At 74.3% G+C, this 19,688-nt stretch carries 14 protein-coding genes; 7 read left to right on the top strand and 7 right to left on the bottom strand.

Annotated features, from left to right (window positions below; genetic code table 11):
* Window positions 1–147: 147 nt before the first annotated feature.
* Window positions 148–957: an SDR family NAD(P)-dependent oxidoreductase gene (locus PV364_RS15435; RefSeq protein WP_319660513.1), complete on the bottom strand. Its 810-nt coding sequence runs from the start codon at window positions 955–957 to the stop codon at window positions 148–150.
* Between the two features lie 415 nt (window positions 958–1,372).
* On the opposite strand from PV364_RS15435, the gene kdpB (PV364_RS15430) reads away from it, so the two are divergent.
* A complete protein-coding gene (gene kdpB / locus PV364_RS15430; protein ID WP_319660512.1) occupies window positions 1,373–3,523 on the top strand; it encodes a potassium-transporting ATPase subunit KdpB in 2,151 nt (716 codons plus the stop codon).
* A gap of 11 nt (window positions 3,524–3,534) precedes the next feature.
* Here kdpB (PV364_RS15430) and PV364_RS15425 read toward each other — a convergent pair whose 3' ends face one another.
* Entirely contained in the window at window positions 3,535–4,047 is a 513-nt protein-coding gene (locus tag PV364_RS15425) for a PH domain-containing protein (protein WP_319660511.1), read from the bottom strand.
* 121 nt (window positions 4,048–4,168) lie between these two features.
* Window positions 4,169–6,106, bottom strand: coding sequence for an amino acid transporter (locus PV364_RS15420; RefSeq protein ID WP_319660510.1), 1,938 nt, complete (start codon window positions 6,104–6,106; stop codon window positions 4,169–4,171).
* A 486-nt stretch (window positions 6,107–6,592) separates the two neighbouring features.
* On the opposite strand from PV364_RS15420, the gene PV364_RS15415 reads away from it, so the two are divergent.
* Window positions 6,593–8,164: a Na+/H+ antiporter gene (locus PV364_RS15415; RefSeq protein ID WP_319660509.1), complete on the top strand. Its 1,572-nt coding sequence runs from the start codon at window positions 6,593–6,595 to the stop codon at window positions 8,162–8,164.
* On the opposite strand, the gene PV364_RS15410 is transcribed toward PV364_RS15415, so the two are convergent.
* Window positions 8,154–8,696: a universal stress protein gene (locus tag PV364_RS15410; protein WP_319660508.1), complete on the bottom strand. Its 543-nt coding sequence runs from the start codon at window positions 8,694–8,696 to the stop codon at window positions 8,154–8,156. The two genes, PV364_RS15415 and PV364_RS15410, sit on opposite strands and share 11 nt — an antisense overlap.
* A gap of 240 nt (window positions 8,697–8,936) precedes the next feature.
* On the opposite strand from PV364_RS15410, the gene PV364_RS15405 reads away from it, so the two are divergent.
* From PV364_RS15405 to PV364_RS15385, 5 genes are all read left to right on the top strand, one after another.
* Entirely contained in the window at window positions 8,937–9,344 is a 408-nt protein-coding gene (locus PV364_RS15405; protein WP_319660507.1) for an SAV_915 family protein, read from the top strand.
* A gap of 131 nt (window positions 9,345–9,475) precedes the next feature.
* Window positions 9,476–11,635 (top strand): potassium-transporting ATPase subunit KdpB, encoded by a 2,160-nt coding sequence (gene kdpB, locus PV364_RS15400; RefSeq protein WP_319660506.1) that lies wholly within the window; start codon window positions 9,476–9,478, stop codon window positions 11,633–11,635.
* A 2-nt stretch (window positions 11,636–11,637) separates the two neighbouring features.
* Window positions 11,638–12,477, top strand: a complete 840-nt coding sequence (locus PV364_RS15395; RefSeq protein WP_319660505.1) for a potassium-transporting ATPase subunit C — start codon at window positions 11,638–11,640, stop codon at window positions 12,475–12,477.
* Window positions 12,478–12,479: 2 nt separating this feature from the next.
* Window positions 12,480–14,102 (top strand): potassium-transporting ATPase subunit KdpA, encoded by a 1,623-nt coding sequence (gene kdpA / locus PV364_RS15390; RefSeq protein ID WP_319660504.1) that lies wholly within the window; start codon window positions 12,480–12,482, stop codon window positions 14,100–14,102.
* A 621-nt stretch (window positions 14,103–14,723) separates the two neighbouring features.
* Window positions 14,724–15,269, top strand: coding sequence for a phosphohydrolase (locus tag PV364_RS15385; RefSeq protein ID WP_415924560.1), 546 nt, complete (start codon window positions 14,724–14,726; stop codon window positions 15,267–15,269).
* Here the strand turns inward: PV364_RS15385 and PV364_RS15380 are convergent.
* The 3 genes from PV364_RS15380 to PV364_RS15370 all read right to left on the bottom strand — a co-directional run bounded on the left by PV364_RS15380 (window position 15,232) and on the right by PV364_RS15370 (window position 19,434).
* A complete protein-coding gene (locus tag PV364_RS15380; RefSeq protein WP_319660503.1) occupies window positions 15,232–17,418 on the bottom strand; it encodes an FUSC family protein in 2,187 nt (728 codons plus the stop codon). The two genes, PV364_RS15385 and PV364_RS15380, sit on opposite strands and share 38 nt — an antisense overlap.
* Window positions 17,419–17,713: 295 nt before the next feature.
* Entirely contained in the window at window positions 17,714–18,295 is a 582-nt protein-coding gene (locus tag PV364_RS15375) for a peptidoglycan-binding domain-containing protein (protein WP_319660502.1), read from the bottom strand.
* Window positions 18,296–18,462: 167 nt separating this feature from the next.
* Window positions 18,463–19,434 (bottom strand): AbfB domain-containing protein, encoded by a 972-nt coding sequence (locus PV364_RS15370; RefSeq protein WP_319660501.1) that lies wholly within the window; start codon window positions 19,432–19,434, stop codon window positions 18,463–18,465.
* Between the last annotated feature and the right edge of the window lie 254 nt (window positions 19,435–19,688).

Raw genomic sequence — 19,688 nt, 5'->3', positions numbered from 1 at the left:
GATCGTCCGGGTGGTCCGCACCGTGGGGTCCAGGGATCTCAGCCCTGGTTGGCCTTTCCGCCGTGGTTGGCCCCCTTCTTGCGACGAGCCCTCTTCTTGCGGGCGCGCTTGGACATCGTGTTCCTCCTCCGGGCAGTGACGGGGCCGTCAGACGGCGACGAGCAGATCGGCGGCCTTGCACAGGCGGCGCGCGGTGCGTTCCCCGTGACCGTCGGTGGAAGGGCCGTCGGCGTCGTAGTGGGCACCGGGCACCAGCCGGGTCCGCGGGTCGCAGAGCCGCACGACGCGGGCGGCGCCGTCGACCGGCGGCTCGCCCTCGTGGGCGTACGGCGACAGCAGGGCGGTCGTGGAGACGCCGGGGTCGACGCTGACCACCGTGCAGCCGTCGGGCGCCGCCGCGCCGGCGAACACGGTCAGGGCCAGCTGCGACTGCGCGTAGGCGGCGAACCGGGAGTAGCGGCGCGCCCGGTTGAGGTCGGTCCAGGCCAGGGACGCCGTCCGGTGGGTGGTGGACGAGACGTTGACGACCCGGCTGCCGGGCCGCGCCGACAGCGGGCCCGTCAGCTCGCGGGTGAGCAGGTACGCCGCCAGGAAGTTGACCTGGAAGGAGAGCTCGTTGCCGTCCTCGGTCAGCGTGTGCTGTTCGGGGGCCGCGACCGCCGCGTTGTTGACCAGGACGTCGAGGACGGGATGGGCGGCCGTCAGCCGCGAGGCCATCGCCTTGACCTGCGCCAGCCGGCGGAAGTCCGCGACGGCCAGGCGCAGCCGGGCCCGGTCGGCGCCGGCGGCCACCAGCCGTTCCACGGCGTGGTGGGCGGACTCGGTGTCGGGGCCGTGGACGATGACCATGTGCCCCCGTTCGGCGAGCAGGCGGGCGGTCTCCCACCCGATGCCGGAGGTCGCCCCCGTGACCATGGCGGTCCTCGGGGCAGCGGCGGGCTGGGCGGATGTGGACATGGGTCATCCCTCCGGGGGAACGACACGCCGGCGCGCGCCCCGGCCACGGGTCGTGGGGGCGCGCGCCGTACGTGAGGGGACGCGGCCTCAGGCCGGGCCGCGGGACACCGGCTCGTCAGGGAGCCGGCAGGAGAACAGCGCGCGGAACCGGCGGCACCCGATGGGGTGGCCGGTCGTCATGGCGCCGACCGCTGTTCACACCCCCATCCCACCGCCCGGCGCCGCGGGCGGCAAGATCCGCCGTCCGTTCCTGACACCGCCCTGACGCCGCGGACGACGCGGCGTCAAGACGCCGTCAGAAAGGCGGACCCCGCGCGCAAAGGTCCTGTCAGGGAAGCCCGTCGGGCACCCGCCGCCGCGATGTGCTGGCCTTCGCACCCCCCCGTACTCCCGTACCGCTCAGAAGGTCCCCTCCATGCAGCCTCTGGCCCCCGCCCCCGAGACGGACCGCACCGCCCCGCCCCCGCCGGCCCCCGGGCGCGGGCCCGGCAGGCGCCGCAAGGTGTCCGCGGGACTGCTCGACCCCCAGCAGCTGTGGACCGCCTTCCCGGAGGCACTGCGCAAGCTCGACCCGCGCGGCATGGCGCGAAAGCCGGTTCTGTTCGTCGTCGAGGCCGGCGCGCTGCTCACGACGCTGTCGGCGCTGCTGCACCCCGGGGTCTTCGCCTGGGTGATCACCGTCTGGCTGTGGCTGACGGTCGTCTTCGCCAACCTCGCCGAGGCCGTCGCGGAAGGGCGCGGCAAGGCGCAGGCGGAGAGCCTGCGCCGGGCCCGGACCGGCACGGTGGCCCGGCGGCTGCGCGGATGGCGCCCGTACGGCCGGGAGTTCACGGAGGAGACCGTCCCGGCCGGCGAACTGCGGCGGTTCGACGTGGTGGTCGTCGAGACGGGCGGGACCATCCCCGGCGACGGGGAGGTCGTCGAGGGCATCGCGGCCGTCGACGAGTCGGCGATCACGGGGGAGTCGGCACCGGTCATCCGCGAGGCGGGCGGCGACCGCTCCGGAGTCACCGGCGGTACGAAGGTGCTCTCGGACCGGATCGTCGTGCGCATCACGTCACGCTCCGGCAGGACCTTCCTGGACCGGATGATCGCCCTGGTCGAGGGCGCCTCACGGCAGAAGACGCCCAACGAGGTCGCGCTGAACATCCTGCTGGCGTCGCTGACCGTCGTCTTCATCCTCGTCGTCGTCACGCTGGCACCGATGGCCTCCTACGCCGGCGCCGCCCAGGGCACGGTCGTCCTGGTGGCCCTGCTGGTCACGCTGATTCCCACCACCATCGGGGCGCTGCTGTCGGCGATCGGCATCGCGGGCATGGACCGTCTGGTGCAGCGCAACGTGCTGGCGATGTCCGGGCGCGCGGTCGAGGCGGCGGGCGACGTCTCGGTCCTGCTGCTGGACAAGACCGGCACCATCACCTTCGGCAACCGCCGCGCCGCCGCGTTCGTCCCGCTGTCCGGCGTGGACGAGATGCAACTCGCCCAGGCCGCCCAGGTGTCCAGCCTCGCCGACGAGACCCCCGAGGGCCGGTCGGTCGTCGTCCTGGCCAAGGAGCGCCACGGGCTGCGCGCCCCGGCCGCCGGTGAGCTGGGACAGACCCGCTTCGTGCCGTTCTCCGCCCGCAGCCGCATGAGCGGGGTGGACCTGCGCTGGGAGGACGGCGCCGGAGTCTCCGTGCGCAAGGGCGCCGCGGCGACCGTGGCCGCGTGGGTCACGGGGCGCGGCGGGCAGGTGCCCGAGGAGGTCGCGTCGATCGTGGACCGTATCGGCGCCTCCGGCGGTACCCCGCTCCTGGTCGCGCTCGACGACGGGCACGAGGCGCGGGTCCTCGGCGTGATCCACCTCAAGGACGTGGTGAAGAACGGCATCCGCGAACGCTTCGCCGAGCTGCGGCGGATGGGTATCCGCACGGTGATGGTCACCGGTGACAACCCGCTGACGGCCCGGGCGATCGCGCAGGAGGCGGGTGTGGACGACTTCCTCGCGGAGGCGACGCCCGAGGACAAACTCGCCCTGATCAGGCGCGAGCAGGAAGGCGGCAACCTGGTCGCGATGACCGGTGACGGCACCAACGACGCCCCGGCGCTGGCGCAGGCCGATGTCGGCGTGGCGATGAACACCGGTACCTCGGCCGCCAAGGAGGCCGGGAACATGGTGGACCTGGACTCCAACCCGACCAAGCTGATCGAGATCGTGGAGGTCGGCAAGCAGTTGCTGATCACCCGTGGCGCGCTGACGACCTTCTCCATCGTCAACGACGTGGCGAAGTACTTCGCGATCATCCCGGCGATGTTCGCCGGTGCCTACCCGGGCCTGGACAAGCTCAACATCATGCGGCTGCACAGCCCGCAGTCGGCGATCGTCTCGGCGATCGTCTTCAACGCCCTGATCATCGTGGTGCTGATCCCGCTGGCCCTGCGCGGCGTCCGCTACACGCCCGCTTCCGCGGGCGAGCTGCTGCGGCGCAACCTGCTGGTGTACGGAGTGGGCGGGCTCGTGCTGCCGTTCCTCGGCATCAAGCTGATCGACATGGCCGTCGTCCAGTTCGTGCCGGGCCTCGGCTGACCCGCCGCGTCCTACCGCATCCCCGACACGCGGAACACCGCCCGGGCCCGCGGGCCGTCGACGCGGTCGCCCAGGTGGGCCAGCACCTCGCAGCCGTGGCGCAGGACGCCGAGCTCGCGGGAGCGGTGGGCGCCGGTCTCCAACAGGTGCCACAGCAGCGGGTCGGCGATCAGCGTGCGCGGATCGACCTCCACGTGCCGGCCGAAGGCGTCGTACAGCAGCAGCTGCGCCCCGGGGCCCTGGTGCCGGCCCACCGCGACCAGGGCGTCCGTGCGTACCGTGCGGGTCCGCAGCAGGCCGCGTACCGAGAGCGTGCCCTCGTCCGCCGTCACACGCGGCGGCAGCAGCACCGCCAGGACCAGGGCCGCCAGGCCCGCCCAGAGTCCGGCGCGCGCGGCGTCGAGCGTGCCCGCCGCCGTGTCGAGGGCCAGGGCGAGGGTCAGGAAGCCCAGCGCCCAGCCCACCGCGGACCGTGCGTGCGCGGTCCAGCGGCGGTCGGCGTACCCGGTGGTGGTCCGCTTCATGCGGCCGACCGTAGGAGCGTGCGCCTGCCGCCTGGAGCGGGGTTGACGGGCTCCTGACGGGTGGCCGCGGGATCCTGGCGCGGTCCTGACGGCCCGGCGGCCGGGCGGCCTGGCGGCCGGGTCAGCCGACGTGCACGCGGGGGCGGCGGTTGCGGTCCGGCTCCGCCTCGCGGAGCACCTCGCGGGTGACAGGAGCCACCTCACCCTGCCCGAACAGGAAGAAGCGCAGGAAGTTCGCGAAGGGGGTGCCCTCGGTCCACTCGAAGTAGATGTGCGGCCGCTGCCCGCTGGCGTCGCGCACGTGCAGGAGCAGGGCGGCCAGCGCGTTGGGGATCGAGGACGACTCCAGCGTCAGGACCCGGTAGCGCTCGTGGAGCACCGCGCCGCGCACGGTGAGGCCGGACTCGAACTCCGAGGGGTCCAGGACCGTGACCTCGACGAAGACGAAGTCGTCCTCCGCGGGGATGTCGTTGTCGGCGCGGATCTGCTGGATCTTGTCGCGGTACTCCGCCACGTCCCGGCGGTCCGGCTCGTTGGCGATGAAGCGGATCCTGCGGTGGGACATGTCGCGGACGAAGCGCTCGGCCATGTCGTCCAGCGTCACGCTGGTGACCCGGAGTTCGAAGGCGCGGGCCAGCCGGGACAGCAGGGAGATGAGGATGATGCCGGCGATGAAGCAGGCACCGATCTTCACACCGTCCGGGCGCTCGATGACGTTGACGACGGTCGTGTAGAGGAAGACCGCCGAGATCACGGCGAACGCCACGGTCCAGGCGCGCTGGCGGGCCTTGCGGGCGGCGATCGTCACGGCGATGGCCGCGGAGCTGATCAGCACCAGTACACCGGTGGCGTAGGCGCCGCCCTGTGCGTCGACGTCGGCGTCGAAGATCCAGGTGACCAGGAAGGCCACCAGCGTGAAGACCAGCACCATGGGGCGTACCGCGCGCGCCCAGTGCGGGGCCATTCCGTAGCGGGGCAGGTAGCGCGGCATCAGGTTGAGCAGACCCGCCATGGCCGAGGCGCCGGCGAACCACAGGATGCAGATGGTGGACACGTCGTAGACGGTGCCGAAGGCGTTGCCCAGGTACTCGTGCGCCAGGTAGGCCAGGGCGCGGCCGTTGGCCTGGCCGCCGGACTCGAACTCCTGGGCGGGGATGAGGAGCGTGGTGATGAAGCTGGTGGCGATGAGGAAGCAGCTCATGATGACCGCGGCCGTGGTGAGCAGCTTCTTCGTCCCGCGGATCCGACCGGTGGGGTTCTCCTCCGTGTCACTGGCGTCGCCCTGCACATGGGGCATGACCGCGACGCCGGTCTCGAAGCCGGACAGGCCGAGGGCCAGTTTGGGGAAGACCAGCAGGGCCACGCCCACCATCGCCAGCACGTTGCCGTGCTGGGCGGTCAGCGCGGTGGACCAGTCGGTGACGACGTGCGAGGCGGTCGCCACGTGCCACAGACCGACGACGACCACCACCACGTTCAGCGCCAGGTAGAGCCCGACCAGGGCCACCGCGACGCCGATCGCCTCCAGGAAGCCCTTGAGGAACACCGCCCCGAGCAGCGCCACCAGGAACAAGGTGATGATCATCTCGTGGCCGTGCAGCACGCTCGTCAGGTGCGGGTTCTCCACCAGGTGGGTGGAGGCGTCCGCCGCCGACAGCGTGATGGTGATCAGGAAGTCCGTGGCCGCGAAGCCCAGCAGCGTCAGCACGAAGAGCTTGCCCTGCCAGAACGACAGCAGCCGCTCCAGCATCGCGATCGAACCCTCGCCGTGCGGGCTCTCCTCCGCCACCCGCCGGTACACCGGCAGGGCGCCCGCCAGGGTCACGATCACCAGGACGATCGTGGCGACCGGCGACAGCAGGCCGGCGGCGAGCGCCGCGATGCCCGGCTGGTAGCCCAGGGTGGAGAAGTAGTCGACACCCGTCAGGCACATGACCCGCCACCACCGCTGTCCGCGGTGGGCGCTCTCGGGCGCCGGCTGCCCGCCCTGCTGGTGCCGGGCCATGTCGGACAGGCCCTCCAGCATCCACGCGCGCAGCCGACTCGGATGAGCGGACATGGCCACGTTGCACTCCCGTCGACAACAGTCAAGATTCCGCCGTCGGCGGACGGCCAGGTCAGCGTACGCAGCCCGGCAGGGGCCGTCCGCGCACGGCACGGCGGCGCGACGGCACCGCGCCGCCCCGGCCACTGCCGCGGCCCGCGGGCCCGCGGTGGCCCGGGGCGGCGCGGCGCCGGAGGCCGCCGTCGCCCCGCACGTGATCAACTCCGCAGGTGGGAGCGGGATTCGGGGGCGCGCGGGGGAGCGGCCGCGCCGTGCCGGGGGACGAGCCGCCGGGCGGAGGGTCCCGCGGACCGCCGGGGCCCGGCGTTGACGCGCTCCATACGGCTGACGCGCAATCCTGACGCTTTCTTAACGCCCCGCCTCCCCCCGCGGTCCGGACGGGCGCCCGGGCCGGGTAGATTCGACCGCGGTGTGCCGGGAAGTCTGGTCGGCGGTAAGTGCGCAGCAGCCGCAGCAACTCCTTCCCGTGGGGACCCTCACATGACCGTCCTGACCGCCGTTCTCCTGCTGGTGGCCCTGGCGACCGCCGTCGCCACCGGCGCCCGGCACTGGCGGGTTCCCGCGCCCTCGCTCCTGGTCGTGGCGGGGCTGCTGGTGGGACTGCTGCCGTGGGTGCCCGCGGTGCACGTCGCGCCCGAGGTGATCAGTGTCGTCGTGCTGCCCCCGCTGCTGTACGCCTCCGCCGAGGAGATCTCCTGGCGGGAACTGCGCCGCGTGTGGCGCCCGGTCACGGTCCTCGCCTTTGGGCTCGTGGTGACCTCGGCCGCGGCCGTCGCGGCCGTGGCGGCCTCCGTGACGCCGCTCGGCGGGCCGATGGCCCTGGTGCTGGGCGCGGTCCTCGCCAGCACCGACCCGGTCGCCGTGACCGCCCTCGGGCGCCGGCTGTCGCTGCCGCCCCGGGTGAAGGTACTGGTGCAGTCGGAGAGCCTCTTCAACGACGCCACCAGCCTGGTGCTGTTCAAGGTCGCCGTCGGCGCGGCGGTCGCCTCGGGCTCGCTGCTCACGCCCGCCGCGGCGGGCCGGTTCCTCGAACTGGGCGGCGGCGGCGCGCTGGTCGGCGCCGCCGTCGCCGGACTCGTCACGCTGATCCGCCGGCGCACCGAGGACCCGGTGCTGGAGACGGTGGTCGCGCTGGTCACGCCGTACGGCGTCTACGTGCTCGCCGAGGACCTGCACACCTCAGGGGTCACGGCGGTCGTGCTGGCCGGCGTGGTGCTGGGCAGCACCGGGCACCGGATCACGAACGCGCCGATACGGCTGCAGATCCACGCCGTCTACGCCACCGTCGTCTTCCTCCTGGAGAACGTCGTGTTCGCGCTCATCGGCCTCCAGCTGCCCACGCTCGTGCGCGAACTCGACCCGTCGGAGCGGGGCCTGCCGCTGCTGACCGGCGTCCTCGCGGTGGCCGCCACGGTCGTCGTGGTACGGCTCGTGTGGGTCTTCCCGCTCTCGGCCGTCATGCAGCACCGCCGCAAGGACGGCCCGGTGTCCTGGTGGGTGCCGCTGGTCACCTCGTGGGCCGGTACGCGCGGGGTCATGCCGCTGGCCGCCGCGCTGTCGGTGCCCGAACTGACCTCCGCCGGGGCACCGCTGCCGCACCGCTCGCTCGTGCTCACCCTGACGACCGGCGTGGTGGTGCTGACCGTCGTCGTCCAGGGCTTCACCCTGGCCCCGGTGGTACGGCGCTCGGGCATCGCCCTGGAACCGGAGCACACCGCCCGCGAGGAGGCCCGGGCACGGGACGCGCTGTCGCGTGCGGGGCTGCGCTACCTCGACCAGCTCGACGACCTCGAGGCCGCTCCGGCGTCGGTCGTCGTCCAGCTGCGCCGCCATCTGGAGGCCGGACTGGACGAAGCGGACGAGAGCCCCGGGGCGGACCGCGCCGCCGTCTCCGCCGAGGCCGTCACCGCCCACCGGGACCTGCGCCGGACCCTGATCGGCGTGCAGAACGGCGAACTGCGGCGGCTGTACGAGTCCGGCCAGGTGAGCGACGCCACCCGGCGAGCCGTCCAGCGGGCCCTGGACCTGGAGGAGGCCGGGCTCACAGGGTGATCGAGCCGTGCGGACGGCGTCCGAGGCCGAGTCGCGCCCGTGACCCGCGGCGCCGCGCCTCGACGAGCTCCGACATCAGGGGCGGCGGCGGCACGGCGAGGACGGGGCACCGGGCGTGGTCCAGGCAGTGCCGGGCCACCGACGGCGACAGCAGGCGGCGCAGCGGCCCGTGCGAACCGGTGCCCACCACGAGCAGGTCGGACTCCTGGTCGGCCACCCGCACCAGCGTGGGGCCGGGCAGACCGAGGGCGATGACGGGGCGCAGCGGCGGGTCCAGCGGGATGCTGCCGCCGAAGGCCGTGTCCAGGGCGGCGAACAACTGCCGTCGGGCCAGGGAATGCCAGCGGTCGAGCAGGGGAGGCGACGGCGGCCTGCTGGAGCCGAAGTCGACGCCCACGGTCTCCCAGGCGATCACCACCGTCAGGGCCGCCGACCGGCGGCGGGCCTCCTCGACGGCCCGGTGGAGTGCCGCCAGGCTGCCCAGGGATCCGCTGACACCGACCACGACACGGTCTTCGCGGGACTCACGCATGGCTCCATGCAAACGCCGTGCCGCCGGCCCGCGACGGCCGTTGTCGCGATCCTGACGCCGCGGTCCCGGGGCCTGACGCACCCCTGATCCGCCCGCGGCCCGGGCGTCAACATTTCCCCGGGTGCCGTCAACGTCCCGTCAGGGAGGGCCGTCACCCCCCGTGCCCCGGGAATAGCGTCCTGGTGCGCCCCGGTCCGACGTGCCCGGACCGGGGTCCTGCCGCCCCTCCTGGAGGAATCCATGACCGAGCCCGCGTCCGAGGACGATCCCGAGCCTTGCGAACCCGTCCCGGCCGGAGCCGGTGGAACGCTCTGCGTCCCCGTCCGGCCGGGACCGGTCGGCCCCGTCGCGCGCATGTTCCGCACGCCGCTGGGCGACCGCACCGCGGTCGCCTTCACCACACCGGAACGCCTCACCGCGACCCTCGGCGCGGAACAGGAATGGATCGACCTGTCGGAGTCCGCGCTGCGCTCGATGGCCCGGCCGCTCGGTGTCACCGCGCTCACGGTGGACCCCCGGTTCGCCGCCCCCGCCGTCAAGGACGACCCCGACGCGTCGCCCGACCGATTCGGCTCCCAGATCATGGGCGTCCTGCGGGTGACCGGCGCGTTCGCCCTCGTCGACGCCCTGTGTCTGTGGATCCGCTGACACGTCCGCAGTAGCCCGGCCCCCTGGGGCCCCTCATTCGCCCTCCGGGCAGGTGCCGTCCCCGCGTTGCCCTGCCCGGAGGTGCCATGCCGTTTCGGCACCATGGTTCGATTTTCCTCGGAGCAGCTCAGATGACCACCGCCCCAGCCCCCGTCAGACCGGCCGCGCAGAGCGCGGCGGAACCGCCCGGTCCCGACCACGGCCGCCGTGTCGGCGGCGGGCTGCTCGATCCCCGGCAGCTGTGGCTCGCCCTGCCGGAGGCGCTGCGCAAGCTCAACCCGGTCACGCTGTTCCGCAACCCGGTCATGTTCGTCACCGAGATCGGCGCGGCCCTCACCACCGGGCTCGCGGTCGCCCACTCCTCGCTCTTCGCGTGGCTGATCACCGCGTGGCTCTGGCTCACCGTCGTCTTCGGCAACCTCGCCGAGGCCGTGGCCGAGAGCCGCGGCAAGGCGCAGGCCGACTCCCTGCGCCGCACCCGCAGGCAGACCACCGCCCGCCGCCTGACGGCGACGGGGGAGAAGACCGTCCCCGCGATCGCCCTGCGCCGCGGCGACAGGGTGGTCGTGGCGGCCGGCGAACTGGTCCCCGGGGACGGCGACGTCGTCGAGGGCGTCGCCAGCGTCGACGAGTCCGCGATCACCGGGGAGTCCGCACCCGTCATCCGCGAGTCCGGCGGCGACCGCTCCGCCGTGACCGGCGGTACCAAGGTGCTGTCCGACCGCATCGTCGTACGCATCACCCAGGAACCCGGAGAGAGCTTCCTGGACCGGATGATCGCCCTGGTCGAGGGCGCCAACCGGCAGAAGACCCCCAACGAGCTGGCCCTCAACCTGCTCCTGGTCATGCTGACCTTCGTCTTCCTGATCGCCGTCGTGACGCTCCAGCCCATGGCGATCTTCTCCAAGGGCATCACCGGCGCCGCTCCCGACAGCACCGCGCTGACCGCCGACGGCGTCACCGGGATCGTCCTGGTCTCCCTGCTGGTCTGCCTCATCCCGACCACCATCGGGGCCCTGCTGTCGGCGATCGGCATCGCGGGCATGGACCGTCTGGTGCAGCGCAACGTGCTCGCCTCGTCGGGACGCGCCGTGGAGGCGGCGGGCGACGTGAACACCCTGCTGCTCGACAAGACCGGCACCATCACCTACGGCAACCGGCAGGCGAGCGGGTTCCTGCCGATCGGAGGCGTCGAGCCGGAGCAGCTCGCCCAGGCCGCCCTGCTGTCCAGCCTCGCCGACGAGACCCCGGAGGGCCGGTCGATCGTCACCCACGCCCGTGAGCACTTCACGCTGAACCACCACAGGGCCGACGAACTCGATCTGCCCGACGCCGAGTGGGTGCCGTTCAGTGCCGTCACCCGCATGTCCGGGGTCGACCTGCCCCGGGGCGGGCGCCAGTTGCGCAAGGGCGCCGCGTCGGCGGTCGCCGGATGGGTGCGCGACAGCGGCGGCACGGTGCCGGCCGGCCTGGACGTGTACGTCGAGCAGGTGTCGGCCTCCGGCGGCACCCCGCTGGCGGTGGCCGAACGCCGGGCCGACGGCCCCGCCCGGGTGCTCGGTGTCATCCACCTCAAGGACGTCGTCAAGCCCGGCCTGCGCGAACGCTTCGACGAGATGCGCCGCATGGGCATCCGCACCGTCATGATCACCGGCGACAACCCGGTGACGGCCCGCGCCATCGCCGAGGAGGCGGGGGTGGACGACTTCCTCGCCGAGGCCACCCCCGAGGACAAACTCGCCCTGATCAAGCGCGAGCAGGAAGGCGGCAACCTGGTCGCGATGACCGGTGACGGCACCAACGACGCCCCGGCGCTGGCGCAGGCGGACGTCGGCGTGGCGATGAACACCGGCACCTCGGCCGCCAAGGAGGCCGGCAACATGGTCGACCTCGACTCCGACCCCACGAAGATCGTGGAGATCGTCGAGATCGGCAAGCAACTCCTCATCACGCGCGGGGCGCTGACGGCCTTCTCGATCGCCAACGACATCGCCAAGTACTTCGCGATCCTCCCGGCCATGTTCGGCGGGGTCTACCCCGCCCTCGACGCCGTCAACATCATGCGGCTGCACTCGCCGGCCTCCGCGATCCTGTCCGCCGTCGTCTTCAACGCCGTCGTCATCGTCGCGCTCATCCCGCTCGCCCTGCGCGGCGTGCGCTACCGGCCGTCCTCGGCGTCCGCCCTGCTCACCCGCAACCTGTGGGTGTACGGCCTCGGCGGCGTCGTCGTCCCCTTCCTCGCCATCAAGCTGATCGACCTCGCCCTCGTCCAGTTCGTCCCCGGGATCTGACCATGCCTGCCCTCACCCGCCTCCCGCACTGGGCGGCCCACCACCTGGCCGCCGTGCGGGTCGTCGTGGCGCTCACCCTGCTCGTCGGCCTGGCCTACCCGCTCGGCATGACCGCGCTCGGACAGCTGCCAGGGCTACGCCACACCGCCCACGGCACCGCCCTCGGCAGGTCGTACACCGACACCAAGGGCCGCCCGCTGCCCGGCTACTTCCAGTCCCGGCCCTCCAACGCCGGCGCCGGCTACGACCCGGCCGCCTCGGCGGCCGGCAACCTCGGCCCCGAGAGCGTCGTGGACACCCCGGACAAGCCGAGCCTGCTCACCCAGGTCTGCACGCGCAGCAAGGCGGTCGGCGAGCTGGAGCACGTCGACGGCTCGCGCCCCTACTGCACCGCCGACGGCGTCGGCGCTGTGCTCGGCGTCTTCCGCGCGGGCGGCACCACCGGTGCCGTGGAACGCGTGGTCAGCCTCAACCAGCCGTGCCCCGCACGGCCGTTCGCCGCCTCGTACGAGGGTGTGGCCGTCGTGTGCGCCGCCCCGGACGCGGACTGGTCCCAGGCCGTCGTCGTCCCCGTACGCGGCGACGCCCCGGCCCGCCCCGTGGTGCCCGCGGACGCCGTCACCGCCAGTGGCAGCGGCCTCGACCCGGACATCAGCCCCGCCTACGCGCGCCTCCAGGCCCCCCGTGTCGCCCGCGAGCGCGGCCTGCCCGAGAGCAGCGTCCGCGCCCTCGTCGCCCGGTTCACCACGGGCCGCGCGCTCGGCGTGCTCGGTGAGCCGGCCGTCGACGTCGTCGCACTCAACAACGCGCTCGACCGCGCCCGTCCGCTCCAGGGAGCCTGAGCATGACCGTCTGCGGCTGGCTTCAGGCCACCCTCGTCATCGCCGTCGTCGTGGGCCTGCACGTACCGCTCGGCGACTACCTCGCCCGCGCCCTCGACGGCGGGCGCCACCTCGCCCCCGAACGGCTGCTGTACCGCGTGTGCGGCATCGATCCCGACCGCGAACAGAACTGGCGGCACTACCTGTTCGCGCTCCTGGCCTTCTCCGCCGCGAGCATCGCCGCCCTCTTCGCGCTCTTCACCTTCCAGGACCGGCTGCCGTGGTCGCTCGGCCGGGACGGCATGCCCTGGCCGCTCGCCCTGCACACCGCGGTCAGCTTCACCACCAACACCAGCTGGCAGAACTACGCCGGCGAGTCCACCACCGGTCACCTCGCCGTGATGGCGGGCCTGGGCACCCAGGCCTTCGCCTCCGGCGCCGTCGGCATCTGCGCGGCCCTCGCGCTGGTCCGCGGCCTGGTCCGGCACGGCGCCGACGAACTGGGCAACTTCTGGGTGGACCTGATCCGCTCGGTCCTCCGGGTGTTCCTGCCGCTGGCCGTCGTCTCCGGGCTGCTGCTCATGGCGTTCGGCGTGCCGCAGCACCTGTCGGGCGCCGACCAGTTGGCGGGCCCGGTCGGCTCCTGGGAGCCGATCAAACTCTTGTCGGGCGACGGCGGCGGCTTCTTCAACGCCAACAGCGCCCACCCCCTGGAGAACCCCTCCGCCTGGACCAACACCGTCGAGATCGTGCTCATGCTGCTGATCCCGACCGCGCTCATCCGCACCTACGGCCGGATGGCCGGCAGCCTGCGCCAGAGCTGGACCCTGCTCACGGTCGTGGGCGTCCTGTTCGGCCTGCTGCTGGTGGCGGGCAACCTGGCGCAGAGCATGCACACCGGGACCGTGACGGCGGCCGTCGGCGGCCAGACCGAGGGCACCGAGACCCGCTTCGGCGTCCCGGCGAGCACCCTGTTCGGCGTCTCGGCCACCGCGTCGGCCGACGGCGCGGCCAACGCCTCGTACGACAGCTTCTCCAGCCTCGGCGGAGGCGTGCTCCTCGCGGGCATGATGCTCGGCGAGATCGCGCCCGGCGGCACCGGCAGCGGGCTGTACGGCCTGCTCATGGCGGTCCTGGTCGCGGTCTTCATCGGCGGGCTCATGGTCGGCCGCACACCCGAGTACCTGCGCAAGCGGATCGGCTTCGGCGAGATGCGGCACGTCGTGCTCTACGCCCTGGTCGCGCCCACCGCGATCCTCGTCTGCTCCGCGATCGCGGTCGCCCTGCCCGAGAGCCGCGCGTCGATGGGCAACGCGGGACCGCACGGGCTCAGCGAACTGATCTACGCGTACACGAGCAACACGGCGAGCAACGGCAGCGCGATGGCCGGGTTCAACGGGGCCACCGACTTCCACAACCTGCTCATGGTGGCCGCCATGCTGATCGGCCGCTACCTGCCGATCGTGTTCGTGCTCGCCCTCGCCGGGCGCCTCGCCCGGCAGCGCCCCGGCGTGGTCACGGTCGGCACCCTGCGGCCCTACGGCGTCAACTTCGTCGTCCTCGCCACCGGCGCCGCACTCGTCCTGGCGCTGCTCAACTTCCTGCCGGTCCTCTCCCTCGGGCCGGTCGCGGAGGGACTGCTCTAGCGGCGGGGCGTGGCGGGTCCCCGGTGGGGCCGGGCGGGCGGTCCGCGCTTTCGGGCCACCCGCCCGGCTCGCGCGCGTCGGGGCCGGTTGTCTCATGGGGTCGAGCGCGGCACGGGGTTCCGGCGTCCGCGCGGGCCGTTGCCGCGGCGGGCCGGGCCGGGCCGCGCCGGTTGCGGGCGGGCCAGGCCCGCCCCGTGAGGCGACTGGGCGAGCCGGGCTCTCGGCGGGGTGCGGGCGCATGTCCCGGTCCGGCGCCCGCGTCGGCCGCCGGGTGCTCCGGCGACGTTCCGCCGCGAATGCTGATCGCGTCGTCGGTGGCTCCTGGGGGCCGCGGGGCGCGGCCTTGGAGGCCGGTCGGGGGAGGGCCCTGTCCGTGCGTTCTGGCACGCGTATCCGCGGGAGGGGCGGACGAGCGTTCGCCCCCCCGGGGGGTGATCGCGCGGTCCGTGGAGCCTGGGGACGGCCGCTCACCGCTGCCGCGCCCGGCGGCGCCGGTGCGGTCCCGGGCGCCAAGGCGCCGGCCGGCGCCGGTTCACCCCGGTCGCGCACGGCCGCGCCGCCCGACGGGCGTTCGCCGCAGGCGCTGGACGGGCCGGGCGGCGCCCCGGAGGATGGGGTGCCGTGAGGGTGAACAGCGTCGAGGACGCCGACGCGCTGGCGAGCAGCGCGCACGAGGGCCAGACCGATCGCATCGGCGTGGCGTACGTCGAGCACGTCCGTGCCGTCGCCGCGGGGCTCGCGCCCTTCGGGCCCGAGCTGCAGATGGCCGGTCTGCTGCACGACGTCATCGAGGACACGTCATGGACCGCCGGGCGGCTGCGTGCCGTGGGGGTTCCCGACCGCGTCGTCGCCGTCGTCGAGCAGGTCACCAACCAGCCGGGCGTCGCCTACGAGGACAAGCTGCGCACGATCACCGGCAGCCGGGACGCGACGCTGGTCAAGATCGCCGACAACGCCCACAACAGCCGGGCGGACCGCGCCGCCCGCCTCGACCCCGCCACGCGCGAACGCCTCGCCGCCAAGTACCGGGCCGCCCGCGCGGTCCTGTGGCCTGCCGCCTCCCGCGAGGACGTCGCGGCGATCCTCGCCGTCGTCAACCCGGACCTGCTCGCCGAACTGCCGAGCGCGCTCAGTCGGGAGCGGCGGGCGCCGGGCGGGCCGCGGTGATCGCGGCCTGGAGACTGGCCAGCCAGATGGCGGCGTCGACGGCGTAGTACAGCAGCGGGTCAGGGGCCCGGCCCGCCGAGGCCGTGCAGACGTCGTGGATGACCGTGCGGTCGGTCGGCACCTCGCCGGGCTCCGGGTCCCCGGGGGAGCGGCGCTCGCGGCCCAGGCGCAGGTCGTAGCTGAACGGCAGCGCCATGCCCCGCAGGTGATGGGCGGCGTCGCGCAGGTGCGCGGCGCTCAGCGGCCAGGCGGACAGCGCGCCCGGTGGGCAGTTGTCCAGCAGGATCTGCCCCATCGTGATGACGCGGTTCCCGGCCAGCATGATCACCTGGAAGTCGGTGTCCCCGGACGACGCCTGCCGGGGACCGTGCCGTTCGGTGGCGTACTGGGCGTAGGTCGCCTCGAAGATCAGCTGGGCGAGCCGGACCCGCGGCAGCGAGTCGGTGGCCCGCGCGCCCTCGGTGATGGTCTCGGTGATGTCGGCGACCGCGCGGGAGCCTTGATCGAGGACGCGCGCGCAGGCGCGCCGCAGTTCGCCGGTTCCGCCGTGCGGCCAGGCGAGCAGGCCGACGACGGCACCCGTGACGGCCCCGGTGAGTACGTCCAGCACGCGGGCGGCTGCCAGTTCGGGCCCGCTGCGGGCGATCTGGGTGAACGCGGCCGCCACGGTCAGTGTGAAGAACGCCTGGCCCCAGCCGGGCCCGAGCACCGAGCCCGCCGCGAAGGCCAGCAGCATGCACGGCGGCAGCAGCGCGGCGTACACCAGCGGCGTCCCGGCCGCGACGTACAGGATCCCGGCGGCGATCACGGCGCCTGCGAGCGTTCCGCGCAGCGCGGGCCACAGCGCGGTACGGGTGTCCACGGCGCTGGTGCGCATCACGGTGAGCGTGGTGAGCAGCGCCCAGAAGCCGTGCTCCAGGCCGAGCGCGCCGACGACCAGCCGGACCGCCGCGAGGGCCAGGGCGATGCGCACCGCGTTCTGGAAGTACACCGACCGCGGCGTGAGATGGGCACGCAGCCGGTGGTAGTACAGCTCCGCCGTGGGGCGCCCGGCGTACCAGAAGGCCCCGGGCCGGGCCCCGGGCGGCGTGCTGTCCGGGGGGATGCGGGCGCCGAGCGCGATCCGGACCGCCGTGACGACGGAGTCCGCCGTGTGCGTGATGTCCAGGGCGAGCGCGCCGTTGCGCACCATCGTGGCGGAGTCCGTGCCCGTCCCGCGCGGTCGTACGCGGTGCGACTCGAAGGCGCTCGCCGCGGCACCGCAGACGGCCTGCATGGGCGGCGGGGCCCGGCCGGTCAGCGCGCGGTCCACGTCCTCGCAGGCCGCCGCCGAGGTCAGCAGCAGTCCCATGGCGGCCGGTTCGGGCGGGGGCGCCCCCTCGTCGGCCGACTCCGTCAGTTGCCGCGTCTGCGCGAGCAGGTGCCGCATCTGCGAGGCGGCCTCGGACAGCGCACGGTCGCGTGCGGACGCCGACGCGGGGCGCTCGTCGGTCGGCACGTGGCTCATCCGCAGTTGCTGCGATGCCTTCAGCAGGGCGTCCGGGTCCCGGCGGCGGGGCGGGTCCGCCGCCAGCCCGTACAGTGCGTCGGCGGCCGTCCGCGCCGCCCGCGCGAGCCGGTGCTCGTACCGGCCCGGGCACGGCGCGGGCCACAGGAATACCTCCGCGACGCAGGTCAGCACGATCCCGGCCACCAGGCCTGCCAGCCGGTGTCCGAGCGTCGACGGCGCGTACGGCGGGAAGCACGGAAGGATGTAGAACAGTTGCAGCCCGTTGGCGAGGCCCACCAGCTTCGGGCCGCCGACCCCGCTGAACGAGACGAGGAAGCCGACGACCAGCATCCCCAGGGCCGCGGTCCAGGCGTGCGCGGCCAGCACCGTGCCCAGGGCCACCAGCGCCATGCCGACCGGCAGCGCCGCCAGCAGGGTGCGCGCCCGCTCGCGCGGCGTCCCGGGAACCGAGGACAGGCCGCCCGCCGCGACGGCGCCGAACAGGGCGTAGATGGCCACCGTCCGGTCGCCCAGCCCGTACCGCGCCGCATAGAAGCCCGTGCAGGCCACCACGGTCACCCGTGCCGAGCGCCGCACCGCCGCCAGCCCCGGATCGCGGGCCCGCAGCCACTCCAGTCCGCTCCGACGCGCCCATCCCATCGTCAAACGGTAGGCCGCCCGATCACACCGGGCCACCGCGACGCGCGTGCCGCGCGCGGGGCGGGACCCGTCGTCGCGGACTGCTCCCGGCTGCCGGGCTGTCGTGCCCTTTCGGGGGATGCCCGACGGGTTTCGTCCGGTGGTGGGGTCGGTCGGGCGGCAGGGGCGCTCGGGAGTCTGTCCGGCATGCGCGGTGCGGTGACGGTGCGGGATGCTCGCACGCCGCTGATCGTGAGCCGGAGCGAACCACGGGTTGTCGGGGCGGGCGGCCGGGCCGGTCCGGTGCTTCGTGGGCTCAGGGGGTGCGGGACTCGAGGTCGTGGCGGGTGACGTCGCCGTATTCGCCGCTCTCGTCGCCGCGGATGCCGTACCAGACCTGGAAGCGGGCGACGGCTGCCGTGAGGCGGCGGTCGAAGCGGCCGTCGACCGCGCCGCCCGTGTAGACGTCGGGGATGCGCAGCAGGCGGGACTGGAGGTCGCTGACGGCGGGGCCGCTGTCGCCTTCCCGGAGTACGCCGGAGACGGTCCGCGCGGCGGGCGGCGCTGTGGTGACCGGCACGGCGGGGGCGGCGGCGGGGGAGAAGAGCGCGAGGGCGAGGCCGAAGCCGGCCGCGCCGGCGCCCGCGACGAGGGCGCCGAGGCCGGTCAGGCGGGCGGTGCGCGACGAGCGGGGCCGCCGGACGGGAGGAGCCGGGGGCGGTGCCGGGGCGGGGCGCCGGACGGGGGGCGGCAGGGGCTGGGTGTCAGGGCCTGGGCCGCCCCCGCGCGGGGGCGGGGCGGCGCCGTCGGCAGGGCGGAAGAGGTCGAGGGACTCCTCCCAGGAACTGCCCGCGGCCGCGGACTCGCGTGCGGGGATGACCCGCGTCGGCTCGATCATGCGGCGCCGTGACGGCCCTCCGGCGGACGGGTTCGGCACTGCGGTACCCCTTGTCTCCCCCCTCGGCCCTGCTGGTTCGCCCACGTTAGGACCGAACTCACGCACTCCCGGCGGGAATCGGCGAACCCGTCCCGCCCGCGGCCGCACTGCGCTATGCCGACGGCCCGTCAGCCGGCCCAGGGCGGCGCGATCCGGAACGAACTGTCGGCGCGGTACGAGGAGTCGTGCCGGTACGGGTCGAGGCGCAGCCGGAAGTCGCGGTGCCGCAGCAGGCGCTCCGGATGGTCGTACGACGCGAAGGAGACCGTGCCCCGCCAGATGCCCGGCCGGGCGCAGAAGGTCGCGTCCTCGCGGAAGAGCGCGGAGCCGTCCGGCCGGTCGAGGCGGATGCGGAAGCCCTCGTGCCGCAGGTAGCGGCCGTCCGTCGTGGCGAAGGAGGCGCAGCGCGCGTCGGCCAGTCCGGTGACGAGGACGAAGGTGGCGGCCCGGCGTGCCGCGCGGGTGGAGGACGCGCCGACGGCGTCGAGGCGGCCGGTGTCCCCGGCCGCGCTCCAGAAGCGGTCGGGGAAGTTCACGGACCGCAGCGACAGGCGGTGCCCCCGGGGTGCGTGGGGGCCGTCGCCGCCGGACCGGGGCGCGGCGGGAGTGCGGTGGGACGGACCGGAGGGGCTGTTCGCGGGGGACGTGGTCACCGCCGGGATCCGGGTGGAGGCTGGCTGGATCCGCGGGGCGGAGGGCAGGGGCGAGGACGATGCCCTCACCGCTCCCGTCGTGGGCGTCCCCGGCGCGGCCGCCGGGCCGTCCGGCGGCTGGGCGAGCGCGGCCTGCTCGGCCGCGGCCTCGCCGGGCGCGGGTGCCGTGTCGTGGAACACCACCGGTGCGACCAGGGCGCACACCGCCACCACCGCGGTGCCCACGACCAGTCGCAGCGCCCGCGTCTGGCGCCGCGGAGCCGGTTCCGCCCGGCCCGGTGCGGTGAGGGCGACGCGTAACGGAGCACGCGACACCGACCGCGTCCACGCGTCGTCGTCGAAGCCCGGGAACGGGTGCCGCGCGGCGGGGGCGGCGCGTCGCGGCTGGAAGACGTCCAGTTCATCGTCGTCGAGGCCGTCGGGGCCGTCGGGCTCTTGCGCTGTCACGTGGGGTGCTCCGTGGCTGTCGGGCCGGGGACGGACGGGGCGGGATCCGGCTGCCCGGCAGCTCGGCTGGTCCGCGCCTTCCGTGATCGGCGAGATTAGCGAGACCGGGTGGTTTCCGTGGGGCTTCGGTGAAAACTCCTGCCCAGTGGTGTCGCTGTTGTATGCCCCCCCCAACTTCCCCTCCCGCCCCTCGGATTGACGCGCGAACCGGCCCGGAGCCGCCCGCCCCGGCTGCGCCGCCGCCCGCCCCGGCC

This window comes from Streptomyces sp. MI02-7b (genome assembly GCF_033793585.1).
Taxonomy (GTDB): Bacteria; Actinomycetota; Actinomycetes; order Streptomycetales; family Streptomycetaceae; genus Actinacidiphila.
The sequence above is the reverse complement of the archived record's forward strand: the minus strand, read 5'-3'. Positions and strand labels throughout refer to the sequence as shown.

What these genes read in the sequence shown, in the direction of transcription:
- PV364_RS15435 (WP_319660513.1), bottom strand. Translation starts at nt 957, where the DNA reads ATGTCCACATCCGCCCAGCCCGCCGCTGCCCCGAGGACCGCCATGGTC.
- kdpB (WP_319660512.1), top strand. Translation starts at nt 1,373, where the DNA reads ATGCAGCCTCTGGCCCCCGCCCCCGAGACGGACCGCACCGCCCCGCCC.
- PV364_RS15425 (WP_319660511.1), bottom strand. Translation starts at nt 4,047, where the DNA reads ATGAAGCGGACCACCACCGGGTACGCCGACCGCCGCTGGACCGCGCAC.
- PV364_RS15420 (WP_319660510.1), bottom strand. Translation starts at nt 6,106, where the DNA reads ATGTCCGCTCATCCGAGTCGGCTGCGCGCGTGGATGCTGGAGGGCCTG.
- PV364_RS15415 (WP_319660509.1), top strand. Translation starts at nt 6,593, where the DNA reads ATGACCGTCCTGACCGCCGTTCTCCTGCTGGTGGCCCTGGCGACCGCC.
- PV364_RS15410 (WP_319660508.1), bottom strand. Translation starts at nt 8,696, where the DNA reads ATGCGTGAGTCCCGCGAAGACCGTGTCGTGGTCGGTGTCAGCGGATCC.
- PV364_RS15405 (WP_319660507.1), top strand. Translation starts at nt 8,937, where the DNA reads ATGACCGAGCCCGCGTCCGAGGACGATCCCGAGCCTTGCGAACCCGTC.
- kdpB (WP_319660506.1), top strand. Translation starts at nt 9,476, where the DNA reads ATGACCACCGCCCCAGCCCCCGTCAGACCGGCCGCGCAGAGCGCGGCG.
- PV364_RS15395 (WP_319660505.1), top strand. Translation starts at nt 11,638, where the DNA reads ATGCCTGCCCTCACCCGCCTCCCGCACTGGGCGGCCCACCACCTGGCC.
- kdpA (WP_319660504.1), top strand. Translation starts at nt 12,480, where the DNA reads ATGACCGTCTGCGGCTGGCTTCAGGCCACCCTCGTCATCGCCGTCGTC.
- PV364_RS15380 (WP_319660503.1), bottom strand. Translation starts at nt 17,418, where the DNA reads ATGGGATGGGCGCGTCGGAGCGGACTGGAGTGGCTGCGGGCCCGCGAT.
- PV364_RS15375 (WP_319660502.1), bottom strand. Translation starts at nt 18,295, where the DNA reads ATGATCGAGCCGACGCGGGTCATCCCCGCACGCGAGTCCGCGGCCGCG.